The following is a 13,832-nucleotide window of genomic DNA, read 5'->3' as shown; positions in this document are numbered from 1 at the left end:
CCGGACCGTCGCCCCGGTGCCGCTTGCGCCTACCATGGCGGCATGTTCCAGCGCTTCGACCACAACCGGCTGCTGCGCTACGCGGGACTGTTCACCTGGGCGGTGATCGGCCTGCCGCTGCTGCTGGTGACCCTGCCGCAGCCCGATCGCGACGGCGTGGTGGGCGTGGCGGCGCCCGGCGCGCTGCAGGCCTGGATCGCCTGGGCGGTGTTCGGCGCCAGCTACGGCTGGCTCACCCGCGGCCTCGGCCGGCAGCGGGTGAGGGCGGTCGACGGGGTGCTGCTGGCCGGCCTGGCCGGCGGCGCGATCGCCATCAGCTACTACAGCCAGAGCGGCCTGGGCAGCATCCTGCTGATGGTGGTGGCCAGCGTGCTGCCGTGGCTCCTGCCGGTGTGGCAGGGCGTGGCGTTGCTGGTGCTGTGCGAGTTCGTGATCGTGCCGGTGTACGTGCGCGGCTACGATTTCTCCTGGGTGGAGGCGGTGCTGCAGGCCAGCCTGTACGTCGGCTTCACCGGCTTCGCCTTCGTCACCGGCCTGGTCGCGCGCCAGCAGGCCCAGGCCCGGGACGAGCAGCGCCGCCTGAATGCGGAGCTGCGCGCCACCCGGGCGCTCCTGGCCGAGAGCGTGCGCGTCAACGAGCGCACAAGGATCTCGCGCGAGCTGCACGACCTGCTGGGCCACCACCTGACCGCGCTCAGCCTGAACCTGGAAGTGGCCAACCACCTCACCGAGGGCAAGGCCCAGGAGCACGTGGGCCAGGCCCACACCCTGGCCCGGCTGCTGCTGTCGGACGTGCGCGAGGCGGTCAGCCAGATCCGCGGCAACGAGACCATCGACATGGCCGCCACCCTGGAGCCGCTGGCCGGCAACGTGCCCGGCCTCAAGGTGGACATGCGCCTGCCGCGTCCGTTCCCGATGGAGGACCCGGAGCGCGCCCACGTGCTGCTGCGCTGCACCCAGGAAATCATCACCAACGCCGTCCGCCACGCCCAGGCCAGCGTGCTGCAGCTGCAGTACACGCTGGAGCGGGGAGCGGTGCGACTGGTCGCGCGCGACGACGGCCGCGGCGCCGAGGGCTTCACCGCCGGCAACGGCCTGCGCGGCATGCGCGAGCGGCTGGCGGCGTACGGGGGCGAGGTCGAGGCGGACACGGGGCCGGGGCAGGGTTTCACCCTGCGCCTGCGGCTGCCGCTGGACGACGTCGCCGACATCGCGGTATCCACGGCGGAGCCATCCGGCCCGCCGGCAACCCTCACCACGGAGGCGACATGACGACCGATGGACCCCGCGAGGCCGGCGCACCGGCGATCCGCGTTTGCCTGGTCGACGACCAGACCCTGGTCCGGCAGGGCATCCGCTCCCTGCTGGCGCTCGACGGTGGGATCGAGGTGGTGGCCGAGGCCGTGGACGGGCGCCAAGCCGTCGCGATGATCCCGGAGGTGGCGCCCGACGTGGTCCTGATGGACATGCGCATGCCGGCCATGTCGGGCCTGGAGGCCCTGCAGGCCCTGTCCGCGGCCGGCACGCTGCCGCCGACGATCATCCTCACGACCTTCGACGACGACCAGCTGGTGCTGGCCGGGCTCAAGGCCGGCGCCAAGGGCTACCTGCTCAAGGACGTGTCGCTGGAGCAGCTGGTGGGCGCCATCAGGACCGTGGCCGGCGGCGGCTCGCTGGTGCAGCCGGCGGTCACGCAGCGCCTGCTCTCGGGGCTGGAGCACATGCGCAACGACTTCGTCAGCCTCGACCGCCCGGACCCGCTGACCGACCGCGAGACCGAGATCCTGCGCCTGATGGCCTCGGGCTTTTCCAACAAGGAGATCGCCAACTCCCTGGGCGTGGCCGAGGGCACGATCAAGAACCACGTGTCCAACATCCTGTCCAAGCTCGGGGTCCGCGACCGCACCCGCGCGGTGCTCAAGGCCTTCGAGCTGCAGCTGGTGTGAAAAACCCGCCCCGGAAGGTCGCGGCGGCGCCGGCAATCTTGCTAGGATTGCCGGTCTGCGCCCCGGCCTCGGCCGGTCCTGGTCCCGGAGAACCCTGAATGACCCGTTTGCTCGAGCTCCTGATTTCCATGGCGATCGTCGCCGTGCTGTTCCTGATCGTCGGCGTCGTGCTGCCGTCCAGCCGCTCCCTGAGCGAAAGCGTGGAGACCAACCGCAAGATGTCGATCGTGTTCGACACGGTGAACAGCTTCAAGCGCTTCGACGACTGGCATCCCTTCGCGCTGGGCCAGGTCAAGCTGGACCGTTCGGGCCCCGAAGAGGGCGTCGGCGCCCGCATCGACTACGACTCCCAGGTCTCCGGCGTGGGCAAGGGCAGCTGGGAGATCATCGAGTCCGAGCAGGATTCGCGCGTGGTCTACCGCATCGAGGACGACAAGCGCGGCTCGAACAAGCAGTCCACCATCACCCTGACCCCGACCGGCCGCGGTGGCCGCAACGTCGAGATCACCCAGGACTACAAGGTCGACTACGGCTGGGACCTGCTGGGCCGCTACGCCGGCCTGTACGTCAGCCGCAACGTCGGCGACACCATGAAGTTCGGCCTCGGCCGCCTGACCAACATGCTGGCCTCGGTGCCGAACTTCGACTACCGCGTCGAGGGCTCCAACCTCGCCAACCTCGAAGTGGCGCGGATCCCCGCCGAGAACCTGCTGGTGGTCAACGCCGGCGCGATCGAGCGCAACAACGAAGTCGTCAAGAAGGCGATGAAGGACAACGCCGAGTGGATCAAGCGCACGATGGACGAGAGCGGCCTGGAGCCGGTCGGCCCGCTGCGCATCGTGACCACCGAGTTCGCGCGTGACACCTACACCTTCGATGTCGTCCAGGCCGTGCGCCGCAAGGGCGGTGCCGACGCGGACGCCGCGGCGGACGCCGATGCCGACGCCGACGAGGCCGCGGAGGGCGAAGAGGCCCCGGCCGCGCCGGTCTTCGTGGTGACCGAGTCCGAGCCGCTGGACGAGGCCGCCGTCAAGCTGCAGGGCCCGGTGACCTTCGTGCGCAGCGAGCCGACCCGCGTCGCCCGCGCCGATTACAAGGGCTACATGGCCGAGCTCGACGTGGCCCGCAACGCCACCCGCGCCTGGGCCATGACCCAGGGCGAAGAGGCCATCGGCCGTCCGTACGAGTACTACGTGAACGGCATCGATGCCGCCTTCACCGCCGACGGCCAGTTCAAGGTGTTCTGGAACCTGAAGGACTGATCCACGCCTTCGCCTGCAGTACCCTCGGAACGCCGCATCCCGATGCGGCGTTCCGCGTTTCAGGAGGATGCATCCTGATGGCACCCGATCCAGCGGCACCGGCCGCCACCGTGTCGCGGCGCCTTGCCGGCGGCCTGGCCGCGGCGGGCTCGGTGCTGGCGGCGCTGTCGGTGGCCCTGGCCGCCTACGCCTCGCACGCCGCCGGACCCGATGCCGGTTCGCGCCTGGGCCTGGCGGCGGCGTTCGGCTTCGGCCACGGCCTGGCGCTGGCGGCCCTGGCCCCGCGCGTGGCCGGCCGCACCGGCCTGATGGCGGTGGGCGCGCTGCTGCTCGGGGTGCTGCTGTTCGCCGGCTCGCTGGTCGCGGCCCATGCCTTCGGGCTGCCGACGCGCCTGGCGCCACTGGGCGGGAGCCTGATGATCCTCGGCTGGCTGCTCCACGCCGCCGCCGCGGTGCGGGAGCGCTGAGGCCGTGCCGCGCTATCGCCGCGGCTACGACACCGCCGAGGCCGATGCCTGGCTGTCCAGGCGCGATCGCCGCCTGGCCACCTGGATCCGCCGGCTGGGGCCGATCGACGCGGACCCGCGCTGGCGCCGCGGCTTCGATCCCGTGGACGCGCTGGCCCGCGCGATCCTGTTCCAGCAGCTGAGCGGCAAGGCCGCGTCCACCATCGTCGGGCGGGTCGAGGCGGCCATCGGCAGCACGCGCCTGCACGCCGACACCCTGGGCCGGATCGACGACGCCGCGCTGCGCGCCTGCGGGGTGTCGGGCAACAAGGCGCTCGCCCTGCGCGACCTGGCTGCCCGCGAGGCGCGCGGGGAGATCCCCGACCTGCGGCGGATGTCGGTGATGGACGAGGACGCGATCGTGGCCGCGCTGGTGCCGGTCCGCGGCATCGGCCGCTGGACGGTGGAGATGATGCTGATGTTCCGGCTCGGACGGCCGGACGTGCTGCCGGTCGACGACCTCGGCGTGCGCAAGGGCGCGCAGCTGCTGGACCGCGCGGAGGCGATGCCGACCCCGCGCGGACTGGCGGAGCGCGGCGAACGCTGGGGCCCGTTCCGGACCCAGGCCGCGCTCTACCTGTGGCGGCTCGGCCGCCCCCGCCCCCCCCCGTGAAGCGCTCGCAGGAATAGGCGCGGGGCGGGCCGCCCCGCGCCGGATGGATCAGAAGCGCAGTTCGCCGCCGATGCCGAGGGTGTCGATGTCGAGGTCGACGCCGTCGAAATCGGCCTGGCGGCGGTCCCAGTTCAGCGACAGGCCGAAGCGCGGGTTGAAGTCGTAGCCGACGCTGGCGCCGAAGTACGGCTTGGTGGAGTGCTCGTCGTCGATCACGTCCCAGTCGTCCTCGCGCAGCTGCGCCGTGATGCGCGCGATGCCGGCACGGCCGCCGATGAAGAAGCCGGTGCCATCGGAGCCGAAGCTGTGCTTGGCCGCCACGCCCACGCCGAAGCTGACCAGGTCGAGGTCGAGGTCGTCGCCCAGGTACTCGGTGTACAGCGTGCCGACGTGGCCTTCGAGCGCGAAGTTGCGGTTGAACCAGTAGCCGCCGGAGAAGACGAACGAGGTGTCGTCCTCGCTCGCGGAGACGCCGGCGTAGTCCAGGTCGATGTCGCTCTGGCCGATCTCGGCGCGGATGTAGCCACCGCGGCCGTCGGCGGCGAGGGCAGGGGTCGACGCGCAGGCCGCGAGCGCGGCGGCGAGGATGAGCATCTTGTTCATCGTGTTCCTTGTTCCTTGGAAAAGAGGGTCCCCTCCCCGGGGGCGCGCAGGATGCGGAGGCTGGCCGGTGCTGTCAACGGGCGTCCGCCTCAGCGGCCAGCCGGCGCCAGCAGCGCCAGCAGGCCGCGCGCGGCCTGCAGCCGCTCGCCCGGTTCGGGCAGCTCGAGCGCCAGGCGCAGCGTGTCCGGCCCGTCCATGCGGTACTGCTTCGGCTGGCCCTGCACCAGGCGGATGATCGCCATCGGATCGACCGACGGCTTCTCGACGAACTTCACCCGCCCGCCGCCGGCGCCGATGTCGATCTTGGCGATGCCCAGCGCGGTGGCCTGGAGCTTGAGCTCCGCGGTGGCGAACAGCAGCTTCGCCGGCTCCGGCAGCAGGCCGAAACGGTCGATCATCTCCACCTGCAGCTCGCGCAGGGCTTCGGCGCCGCGCGCCGAGCTGATGCGCTTGTACAGCGTCAGGCGCGTGTGCACGTCGGGCAGGTAGTCCTCGGGGATCAGCGCGGGGGCGTGCAGCTCGACCTCGGCGCCGCGTGCGGCGGTGCCGTCGACGTCGGGCAATTCGCCGCGCTTGATCGATCGCACCGCGCGCTCCAGCAGCTCGGTGTACAGGCTGAAGCCGACCTCGGCCATCTGCCCGCTCTGGTCCTCGCCCAGCAGCTCGCCGGCGCCGCGGATCTCGAGGTCGTGGGTCGCCAGCGTGAAGCCGGCGCCGAGCTCGTCCATCGAAGCGATCGCGTCCAGGCGCTTCTTCGCATCCGCCGTGATCGAGCGCTTGTCCGGCACCACCAGGTAGGCGTAGGCGCGGTGGTGCGAGCGGCCGACGCGGCCGCGCAGCTGGTGCAGCTGGGCCAGGCCGAAGCGGTCGGCGCGGTTGATGATGATGGTGTTGGCGTTGGGGATGTCGATGCCGGACTCGATGATGGTCGAGGCCAGCAGCACGTTGAAGCGCTGCTTCTGGAAGTCGAGCATCACCCGCTCCAGCTCGCGCTCGGGCATCTGGCCGTGGGCCACGCCGATGCGCGCCTCCGGCACCAGCTCCTGCAGCTGGCGCTGCATGCGGCCGATCGACTCGACGTCGTTGTGCAGGAAGAACAGCTGGCCGCCGCGCGCGAGCTCGCGGTCGAAGGCCTCGCGCAGCTGGGCGTCGTCCCAGGGCACGACGAAGGTCTGCACCGCGAGCCGGTTGGCCGGCGGCGTGGCGATGATCGAGAGGTCGCGCAGGCCGGCCATGGCCATGTTGAGCGTGCGCGGGATCGGCGTCGCGGTGAGGGTCAGCAGGTGCACGTTGGCGCGCAGCGCCTTCAGCGCCTCTTTCTGGCGCACGCCGAAGCGCTGCTCCTCGTCCACGATCACCAGCCCGAGGTCCTTGAAGCGCACGTCCTTCTGCAGCAGGCGGTGGGTGCCGACGATGACGTCGATGGTGCCCTCGGCCACCTTCTCCAGCTCGGCCTTGATCTCCTTCGTCGACTTGAAGCGCGACAGCACCTCGACCCGGATCGGCCAGTCGGCGAAGCGGTCGCGGAAGTTGGCGTAGTGCTGCTCGGCCAGGAGCGTGGTGGGCACCAGCACCGCGACCTGCTTGCCCGCGGCCGCGGTGGCGAATGCCGCGCGCACCGCGACCTCCGTCTTGCCAAAGCCGACGTCGCCGCAGACCACCCGGTCCATCGGCTGCGAGGACTGCAGGTCGCGCAGCACCGCTTCGATCGCGGCGTGCTGGTCGGGCGTCTCCTCGAAGGGGAACGTGGCGGCGAACGGCTCGTACATGCCGCGGTCGACGTCGATCGCGAGTCCGGCGCGGGCCTGGCGCTTGGCCTGGATCTCCAGCAGCTCGGCGGCGACGTCGCGGACCTTCTCCGCGGCCTTGCGCTTGGCCTTCGTCCACTGCTCGCCGCCCAGCGAATGCAGGGGCGCTGTTTCGGGCGAGGCGCCGGAGTAGCGGCTGATCAGGTGCAGCTGCGCCACCGGCACGTACAGCCGGTCGCCCTTGGCGTATTCGATCTCGAGGTACTCCGACGGCATGCCGCCGGCCTCGAGCGTGACCAGTCCGCGATAGCGGCCGACGCCGTGGTCCTCGTGCACGATCGGCGAGCCTTCGGACAGCTCGCCGAGGTCGCGGATGATCGCCTCGGGCTCGCGGCCGGCACGCTTGCGCCGGCGCGGCGCCGCGGCGCGCTCGGGGAACAGCTGGCGCTCGGTGAGTACCGCCAGCGGCGCATCGCCCGCCACGCCCGGGTCCAGCGCGAAGCCGTCCTCCAGCGGCGCGACCGAGATCGCGAAGCGCGCGTCACCGGAAGCGAAGGCGCGGAAGTCGGGCAGCACGTGCGGGCGCAGGGCGGCGGCGTCGAGCACCTCCAGCAGCGCTTCGCGACGGCCGGCGGTGTCGGCCGACACCAGCACGCGGCCGGGATAGCTGGTGAGGAAGTCCTTCAGCGGCGCCGCGGCCGCGTCGTGGCGGGCGGCCACCGGCAGTGCCGGCGCCGGCTGCTCGCCCAGCCTGGCGGCCTCGTCGCGGCGTGCATGGCCTTCGCCCGCGACCTCGATCCGCGGTGCGTCGTTGAAGCGCGCGCGCAGCTCGTCAGGCGCCAGCCACAGCGCGCCCGGCGACAGCACGGGATGCTCGACATCATGCCGGCGCTGCTCGTGGCGCTGGCCGGCCTGGGCCCAGAAGTGGTCGGCGGCCGCGCCCACGCCCTCGTCCACCAGCGGCAGGGCGCCGTCGCCCATGTAGTCGAACAGCGTGGCGGTGGCGCCGCGGTCGAAGAACAGCGGCAGGTAGTACTCGATGCCGGCCGGCGCGGCGCCGGCCCTGAGGTCCTGGAACAGCGCGCTGCGCCGGGTGTCGATGTCGAAATGCTCGCGCAGCGCGTCGAGCGCGCGCGAGCGCGAGGCTTCGTCGAGCGGCACTTCGCGGCCCGGCATCAGCCGCAGCGCATCGACCTTCTCCAGCGAGCGCTGGCTCTCGGGGTCGAAGACGCGGATGGTGTCGATCTCGTCGTCCAGCAGTTCGATGCGGAACGGCGCCGCCTCGCCCATCGGATAGACGTCGAGCAGGGCGCCGCGCACGGCGAAGTCGCCGGGGTCGTAGACCTGGGGCACGTTGCGGTAGCCGGCGGCCTGCAGCCGGCGCTTTTCGGCGTCCAGGTCCAGGCGCTGGCCCACGGCCAGGTCGAAGCTGTTGCCGACCACGTACGACAGCGGCGGCAGGCGCTGCATCAGCGTCTGCACCGGCACCACCAGCACGCCGCGGCCCAGCGTCGGCAGCCGGCGCAGCGTGGCCAGGCGCTGGGAGACGATCTCCGGATGCGGGCTGAAGCGGTCGTAGGGCAGGGTCTCCCAGTCCGGGAACGCCAGCACCGGCAGGCCGGCGTCGTCGCCGACGAGGGTGTGCAGGTCGGCTTCGAGCTGGGTGGCGGCGTGGTTGTCGCGGGCGACGGCCAGCAGTACGCCGTCATGCGCGCGCGCCGCGGCCGCGACGAACCAGGCCAGCGCCGAGCGCGATGCCGGCGCGCGCCACCAGGCGCGCGGGCGGCCAGGGCCGGGAAGCGGGGGCGTGGAGGAGACGGGAAGGGGAGCGCGGGGTGGGGTCTGGTCGGTCATCGGCACAAACAGCGGCAGCACCGGATGCGTTCCACCGCACCCGGCGCAGGGCCGCACAGTCTAGCGTGGCAGGCCTCTACGCTGCGGCCCGGGCGTCTGCGGAGTGCTGGTGTCAGCGCGATTCGCCGGAGACGGCCGTGCCCCCGCTGCCGCCGCTGCCCACGCCGGCCACCGGGGTGGCCCTGGCCAGCGGCAGGCGGATGCGGACGAAGCCGGGGTCGGCTGCACCGTCCTCGTCCACGCCGAAGCCCATGGAGCGCGCGAGATCGAGCAGGGGGCCGTTGGCCTCGGGCACTTCGCCGGTCAGTGCGTCCAGGCGCTTGCCCCGCGCCCAGCGCGCCAGGCGCCGCATCAGGTGGCGGCCCAGGCCCATGCCGGCGACGTTGCGGCCGACCAGGATCGCGAACGCAGCCTCGCGGGTGCCGGGCACGACGGCGGCGCGCGCCAGGCCCAGGATCATCGCCTCGCCGGGCGGCAGTTGCTGCTCGGTGACGACCAGGGTGAATTCGCCGCGGGTGTCGGGCTGGGACAGCTGGCGCGAGCGCTCGACGTCGATGTCACCGGCGCCGGCGAGCAGGTGCCCGCGGGTGTCATCGGGTTCGAGGAGTTCGAAGCTCGCGCGCAGCACCGGCGCGTCTTCCGGCCGGATCGGGCGGATCAGCACGTCGTGGCCGTTGCGGAGGCGAAGCTCTTCGTGCCACGGGGGGAGACGGTTTCTGGCGACCATGGGGCCGATGCTGGCACGGCACGGGTGAAGCCCGTCTGCACACGCCGGCCGCGGATCAGGACGGATTGCGCAGCCAGTGGACGCGGGAGCCGGCGCCGCGTTCGCCCAGCGCCGTGGCCAGTGACGCAAGCGCCGGCGACAGCGCGGCGTCCAGCTGCCAGGGCGGATTGACCACCAACATGCCGCTGCCGTTCATGCGCAGCGGCGAGTCGTCGGGGCGCACCATCAGTTCGGCCAGCAGCACCGATTTGCCCGGCAGGTCGGCGGCGCGGCGCTGGAACGGCATCAGCGTGCGCCGGAGCTTGATCGGATACCAGAGCGCGAACACGCCCTGCGGGAAGCGGCGCAGCCCCTCGCGGATGGCGCCCAGCGCGTCGTCGAACTCGGCCAGCTGGGTCTCGTAGGGCGGATCCACCAGCACCAGGCCGCGGCCGATGCGCGTCGCACCGTCGCGCGGCGGCAGCATCGCGCGCACCGCGGCGTAGCCGTCGCCCTCGTGCACGCGCACGCGGCGGTCGTCGGCGAGGCTGGCCGCCAGCGCCTTCGCCTCCTCGGGCTGGGTCTCGCAGCAGGCGATGCGGTCGATTTCGCGCAGCGCGTGCGCGAGCAGCCACGGCGAGCCCGGATAGGCGTCGGCGCCGTGCGCCTTGCGGCAGGCCGCGACGGCGTCGAGGTAGCGGCGCAACAGCGGATCGCGCGGCGTCTCCGCGATCAGCCGACCGATGCCGTCGTCGGCCTCGCCGGTGCGCTGCGCGCTCGCGCCTGACAGGCGGTACAGCCCGCGGCCGGCATGGGTGTCGAGCGCGAACAGCGGCGCCGGCTTGGCCACCAGCGCGTCGCACAGGGCCAGCAGCACGACGTGCTTGAGGACATCGGCGTGGTTGCCGGCGTGGAAGGCGTGGCGGTAGTTCATCGGGGAAGGATACCGGCAGTGGCCACGCTGGAGATGCCGGCGCGGCGGCCGGCGGCGCTATCCTGCGCGGCATGCCTGAAGCCCCTTCCATCCCGCCCACCGTGCTGCTGGTCGAGGACGACCCCGCGATCGCCGAAACCATCGCCTATCCGCTGCGCGCCGAGGGCTTCCTGGTCGAGCACCGGCTGCTGGGCGACGGCGTCGCCGGACGCGTGCGCGAGGGCGGGGTGGACCTGGTGCTGCTCGACGTCGGCCTGCCTGACGTCGGCGGCTTCGAGGTCTGCCGCCAGCTGCGCGCTTTCAGCGCGGTGCCGGTGGTGTTCCTGACCGCGCGCAACGACGAGATCGACCGCGTGCTGGGGCTGGAGCTGGGGGCGGACGACTACGTCGCCAAGCCGTTCTCGCCGCGGGAGCTGGTGGCGCGGGTGCGTGCGCGCCTGCGCCGGCATCCGGCCGGAGCGACCGGTGGCGCGGGTGGGCAGGGCGACGCGTCGCCCAGGCATGGGCGCTTCGAACACGACCGCGAAGCGCGCCGCATCCGCTTCGACGGCGCCGACCTGGATCTCACCCGCTACGAGTACGCGCTGCTGGCCGAGCTGCTGCGCCGGCCGGGCGCGATCCTCAGCCGCGCGCAGCTGCTCGACCGCGCCTGGGACGACGCGCTGGACAGCGGCGAGCGCACCGTGGACACCCACGTCAAGACGCTGCGCGCCAAGCTGCGCGGCATCGATCCCGGCGCCGATCCGATCCGCACCCACCGCGGCGTCGGCTATTCGCTCGACGCCGGCTGAGCCATGCGCATCGGCCTCCGCATCCTGCTGGGCTACTTCCTGATCGTGGCGCTGGCGGCGCTGCTGCTGGGCCAGGTGTTCCTGCGCGAGGTGAAGCCGGGCGTGCGCCAGGCGATGGAGGACACCCTGGTGGACACCGCCAACGTGCTGGCCGAGCTCGCCACCGATGATTTCCTGGCCGGGCGCATGGATGACGGCCCCTTCGCCACCCGGGTGCGGGCGCTGGCCGGCCGCGACATCGGCGCCGGCATCTGGGGCTTCGAGAAGCGCGCGTCCAGCTACCGGGTGACGGTGGCCGACGCGCGCGGCATCGTGGTCTTCGACTCCGCCGGCCGCGATGTCGGTGCCGACCATTCGCGCTGGAACGACGTCTACCTGACCCTGCGCGGCCGCTACGGCGCCCGCTCCACGCGGGAGGATCCCGCCGACGACAGCAGCTCGGTGATGTACGTCGCCGCGCCGATCCGCGACGGCGCGCGCATCGCCGGCGTGCTCACGGTGTCCAAGCCCAACCGCGCGATGGCGCCCTTCATCGCGCGCAGCGAGGGCGTGATCCTGCGCTGGGGCCTGGTGCTGCTGGGTACGGCGCTGGTGGTGGGGCTGTTCGCGGCCTGGTGGCTGTCGCGGCAGCTTGGTGGCCTGCGCCGCTACGCCGACGCGGTCACCGCCGGCGAGCGCGCGCTGCCGCCGCGTTCGGCCGGGGAGTTCGGCGACCTGGGGCGCGCGCTGCAGACCATGCGCGAGCGCCTGGAGGACCGCCGCTACGTCGAGCGCTACGTGCACACGCTCACGCACGAGCTCAAGTCACCGCTGGCGGCGATCCGCGGTTCCGCGGAGCTGCTGGAATCGCCGCTGCCCGAGGCCGACCGCCGGCGCTTCGCCGCCAATATCGGGGCGCAGAGCGAGCGCATGGCGATGATGATCGACCGGCTGCTGGCGCTGGCCGCGGTCGAGCATCGCCAGCGCATCGAGGCGCCCGTGCCGGTGGACCTGGCCGCGGTGGCACGCGAGGTCGCCGAGGCCGTCGCGCCGCGGCTGCGCGCGTTCGGCGTGGAGCTTGCGCTGGAGGCCGACGAACCGCTGCCCGCGCCGGCGGGCGACGCCTTCCTGCTGCGCCAGGCGCTGGAGAACCTGGTCGACAACGCGATCGCGTTCTCGGCGCGCGGCGGCAGGGTGGCGGTGGCGCTGCGCGACCGCGGCGATACGGTCGGCATCGAGGTCTCCGACGAGGGGCCCGGCGTGCCGGACTACGCGCTCGACCGGGTCTTCGAACGCTTCTATTCGCTGCCGCGCCCGGACGATGCCGGCCGCAGCAGCGGCATTGGCCTGACCTTCGTCGCCGAGGTCGCGCAGCTGCACGGCGGCCGCGCCTGGCTGCGCAACCGTGATGCCGGCGGCGCACTGGCGGGTATCGAACTGCCCGCCGCCTGAGCCTCGCGGGCTTCACCCCTGCTTCACCGTCGCCCCCCGCTGCGCACATGCGCGCGGCGCAGCCTGTCCGCGGTTTCCCAACGGAGTGCGGACATGCGTCTGTGGCTGAAGATCCTGATGGTGGCGGCGATGACGATCGCGATCCTGGTGCCGCTGTCGATGATTGGCGGGGTGATCCAGGAACGGCAGGCGCGGCGCGCCGAAGCGGTGGCGAACATCGCCGCCAGCTACGGTGGGCGCCAGCTGGTCTCGGGGCCGGTGCTGGTGGTGCCCTACAGCGAAGAGGTGCGCGAGCAGGCCGCCGACGCCCTGGGCGTCATGCGCACCACGGTGCGGCGTCGGACCCGGCACTGGACGTTCTTCCCCGAAACGCTGCGGGTGGACGGCGTGCTCGCGCCCGAGGTGCGCAGGCGCGGCCTGCACGAGGTGCGCGTCTACCAGTGGCAGGGCACGGTGCAGGCGAAGTTCGACGCGCGCATCCCCGACGATGCGCCGGAAGGCGCCAACCGCATCATCGGCGAGCCCTGGCTGGCCTTCGGCATCGCCGACGTGCGTGGCTTGCGCGAGCTGCCACGGATGCAGCTCGACGGCCGGGCGCTCGAGCTCGCGCAGGGCATCGGCCACCGCGAAGGTCCCGGCGTGCATGCGCGGTTGAAGGTGCCGGTCGCGGGCGCCCGGATGGCCTTCGCCAGCCGCCTCGACCTGGAGCTTCGTGGCAGCGAGTCCTTCGCGATGCTGCCGCTGGCGCGGGACAACGCGCTGCACCTGCGCTCCTCGTGGCAGCATCCTCGCTTCGAGGGCCTGTCGCCGGTGCACGACATCGATGCCGCCGGATTCAACGCGCAGTGGCAGGTCGCCTCGCTGGCGACCGGGGCCCAGTCACGCTATCTCCGCGACGCATCGCCGGTGCACACGGGCCATGGCGGAATGGATCCCGACGCCGCCGGCGTCACCCTGGTCGATCCGGTCAACGCCTACCTGCAGACCGAGCGTGCCACCAAGTACGGCCTGCTGTTCGTGCTGCTGACCTTCATCGCCTTCTTCATGTTCGAACTGATCCGGCAGCAGCCGATCCACCCGATCCAGTACGGGCTGGTGGGGATGGCGATCGCGATCTTCTTCCTGCTGCTGGTCAGCCTGGGCGAGCACATCCCCTTCGGCCTGGCCTATCTCGCCGCGGCGGTGGCCTGCATCGGCCTGATCGGCTTCTACCTGTCGGCGGTGCTCGGCGGCGTGCTGCGCGGCGCCGGCTTCGCGGCGATGCTGGCAACGCTGTACGCCGCGCTCTACGGCCTGCTGGTGTCCGAGGACAATGCCCTGGTGCTGGGCGCCGGCCTGCTGTTCGTGGTGCTGGCGGCGATCATGGTGATCACCCGCCGGGTCGACTGGTACCGCGTGGGCGCCGGCCTGCCGGCGATGGGGCGCTGAGGCCGGCGCG

Annotated in this window: 12 protein-coding genes; 8 read left to right on the top strand and 4 right to left on the bottom strand. The window is 72.5% G+C overall.

All coding sequences use genetic code 11. From position 1 onward, the window contains the following. The first annotated feature begins 42 nt into the window (after positions 1 to 42). From H9645_RS11700 to H9645_RS11680, 5 genes are all read left to right on the top strand, one after another. Positions 43 to 1,272 (top strand): sensor histidine kinase, encoded by a 1,230-nt coding sequence (locus tag H9645_RS11700; RefSeq protein ID WP_191729876.1) that lies wholly within the window; start codon positions 43 to 45, stop codon positions 1,270 to 1,272. Further along, entirely contained in the window at positions 1,269 to 1,946 is a 678-nt protein-coding gene (locus tag H9645_RS11695; RefSeq protein WP_191729875.1) for a response regulator, read from the top strand. Before H9645_RS11700 ends, H9645_RS11695 begins: the two co-directional genes overlap by 4 nt. A 98-nt stretch (positions 1,947 to 2,044) precedes the next feature. Beyond that, positions 2,045 to 3,208, top strand: a complete 1,164-nt coding sequence (locus H9645_RS11690) for a polyketide cyclase (RefSeq protein ID WP_191729874.1) — start codon at positions 2,045 to 2,047, stop codon at positions 3,206 to 3,208. A gap of 77 nt (positions 3,209 to 3,285) precedes the next feature. Beyond that, the gene (locus tag H9645_RS11685; protein ID WP_191729873.1) at positions 3,286 to 3,675 is read left to right on the top strand and encodes a DUF423 domain-containing protein; all 390 of its coding nucleotides are present in this window, start codon (positions 3,286 to 3,288) and stop codon (positions 3,673 to 3,675) included. Positions 3,676 to 3,679: 4 nt separating this feature from the next. Next, positions 3,680 to 4,327, top strand: a complete 648-nt coding sequence (locus tag H9645_RS11680) for a DNA-3-methyladenine glycosylase family protein (protein ID WP_191729872.1) — start codon at positions 3,680 to 3,682, stop codon at positions 4,325 to 4,327. A 48-nt stretch (positions 4,328 to 4,375) separates the two neighbouring features. Here the strand turns inward: H9645_RS11680 and H9645_RS11675 are convergent, their stop codons facing one another. From H9645_RS11675 to H9645_RS11660, 4 genes are all read right to left on the bottom strand, one after another. Next, a complete protein-coding gene (locus tag H9645_RS11675; RefSeq protein ID WP_191729871.1) occupies positions 4,376 to 4,930 on the bottom strand; it encodes an outer membrane beta-barrel protein in 555 nt (184 codons plus the stop codon). An 89-nt stretch (positions 4,931 to 5,019) separates the two neighbouring features. Further along, the gene (gene mfd, locus H9645_RS11670) at positions 5,020 to 8,532 is read right to left on the bottom strand and encodes a transcription-repair coupling factor (RefSeq protein WP_191729987.1); all 3,513 of its coding nucleotides are present in this window, start codon (positions 8,530 to 8,532) and stop codon (positions 5,020 to 5,022) included. 112 nt (positions 8,533 to 8,644) lie between these two features. Next, a complete protein-coding gene (locus H9645_RS11665; RefSeq protein ID WP_191729870.1) occupies positions 8,645 to 9,259 on the bottom strand; it encodes a GNAT family N-acetyltransferase in 615 nt (204 codons plus the stop codon). A gap of 55 nt (positions 9,260 to 9,314) precedes the next feature. After that, positions 9,315 to 10,172, bottom strand: coding sequence for a 23S rRNA (adenine(2030)-N(6))-methyltransferase RlmJ (locus H9645_RS11660; protein ID WP_191729869.1), 858 nt, complete (start codon positions 10,170 to 10,172; stop codon positions 9,315 to 9,317). Positions 10,173 to 10,243: 71 nt separating this feature from the next. On the opposite strand from H9645_RS11660, the gene creB reads away from it, so the two are divergent. The 3 genes from creB (at position 10,244) to creD (ending at position 13,822) form a co-directional block, all read left to right on the top strand. After that, the gene (gene creB, locus H9645_RS11655) at positions 10,244 to 10,963 is read left to right on the top strand and encodes a two-component system response regulator CreB (RefSeq protein ID WP_191729868.1); all 720 of its coding nucleotides are present in this window, start codon (positions 10,244 to 10,246) and stop codon (positions 10,961 to 10,963) included. A gap of 3 nt (positions 10,964 to 10,966) precedes the next feature. Beyond that, positions 10,967 to 12,394 carry a two-component system sensor histidine kinase CreC gene (gene creC / locus H9645_RS11650; protein WP_191729867.1) on the top strand — a complete coding sequence of 476 codons (1,428 nt, stop codon included), beginning with the start codon at positions 10,967 to 10,969 and terminating at the stop codon, positions 12,392 to 12,394. 93 nt (positions 12,395 to 12,487) lie between these two features. After that, positions 12,488 to 13,822, top strand: a complete 1,335-nt coding sequence (gene creD / locus H9645_RS11645; RefSeq protein ID WP_191729866.1) for a cell envelope integrity protein CreD — start codon at positions 12,488 to 12,490, stop codon at positions 13,820 to 13,822. Positions 13,823 to 13,832 lie beyond the last annotated feature (10 nt).

The organism is Luteimonas colneyensis, assembly GCF_014836665.1.
GTDB lineage: Bacteria > Pseudomonadota > Gammaproteobacteria > Xanthomonadales > Xanthomonadaceae > Luteimonas > Luteimonas colneyensis.
The sequence above is the reverse complement of the archived record's forward strand: the minus strand, read 5'-3'. Positions and strand labels throughout refer to the sequence as shown.

What these genes read in the sequence shown, in the direction of transcription:
- H9645_RS11700 (WP_191729876.1), top strand. Translation starts at nt 43, where the DNA reads ATGTTCCAGCGCTTCGACCACAACCGGCTGCTGCGCTACGCGGGACTG.
- H9645_RS11695 (WP_191729875.1), top strand. Translation starts at nt 1,269, where the DNA reads ATGACGACCGATGGACCCCGCGAGGCCGGCGCACCGGCGATCCGCGTT.
- H9645_RS11690 (WP_191729874.1), top strand. Translation starts at nt 2,045, where the DNA reads ATGACCCGTTTGCTCGAGCTCCTGATTTCCATGGCGATCGTCGCCGTG.
- H9645_RS11685 (WP_191729873.1), top strand. Translation starts at nt 3,286, where the DNA reads ATGGCACCCGATCCAGCGGCACCGGCCGCCACCGTGTCGCGGCGCCTT.
- H9645_RS11675 (WP_191729871.1), bottom strand. Translation starts at nt 4,930, where the DNA reads ATGAACAAGATGCTCATCCTCGCCGCCGCGCTCGCGGCCTGCGCGTCG.
- mfd (WP_191729987.1), bottom strand. Translation starts at nt 8,532, where the DNA reads ATGACCGACCAGACCCCACCCCGCGCTCCCCTTCCCGTCTCCTCCACG.
- H9645_RS11665 (WP_191729870.1), bottom strand. Translation starts at nt 9,259, where the DNA reads ATGGTCGCCAGAAACCGTCTCCCCCCGTGGCACGAAGAGCTTCGCCTC.
- H9645_RS11660 (WP_191729869.1), bottom strand. Translation starts at nt 10,172, where the DNA reads ATGAACTACCGCCACGCCTTCCACGCCGGCAACCACGCCGATGTCCTC.
- creB (WP_191729868.1), top strand. Translation starts at nt 10,244, where the DNA reads ATGCCTGAAGCCCCTTCCATCCCGCCCACCGTGCTGCTGGTCGAGGAC.
- creC (WP_191729867.1), top strand. Translation starts at nt 10,967, where the DNA reads ATGCGCATCGGCCTCCGCATCCTGCTGGGCTACTTCCTGATCGTGGCG.
- creD (WP_191729866.1), top strand. Translation starts at nt 12,488, where the DNA reads ATGCGTCTGTGGCTGAAGATCCTGATGGTGGCGGCGATGACGATCGCG.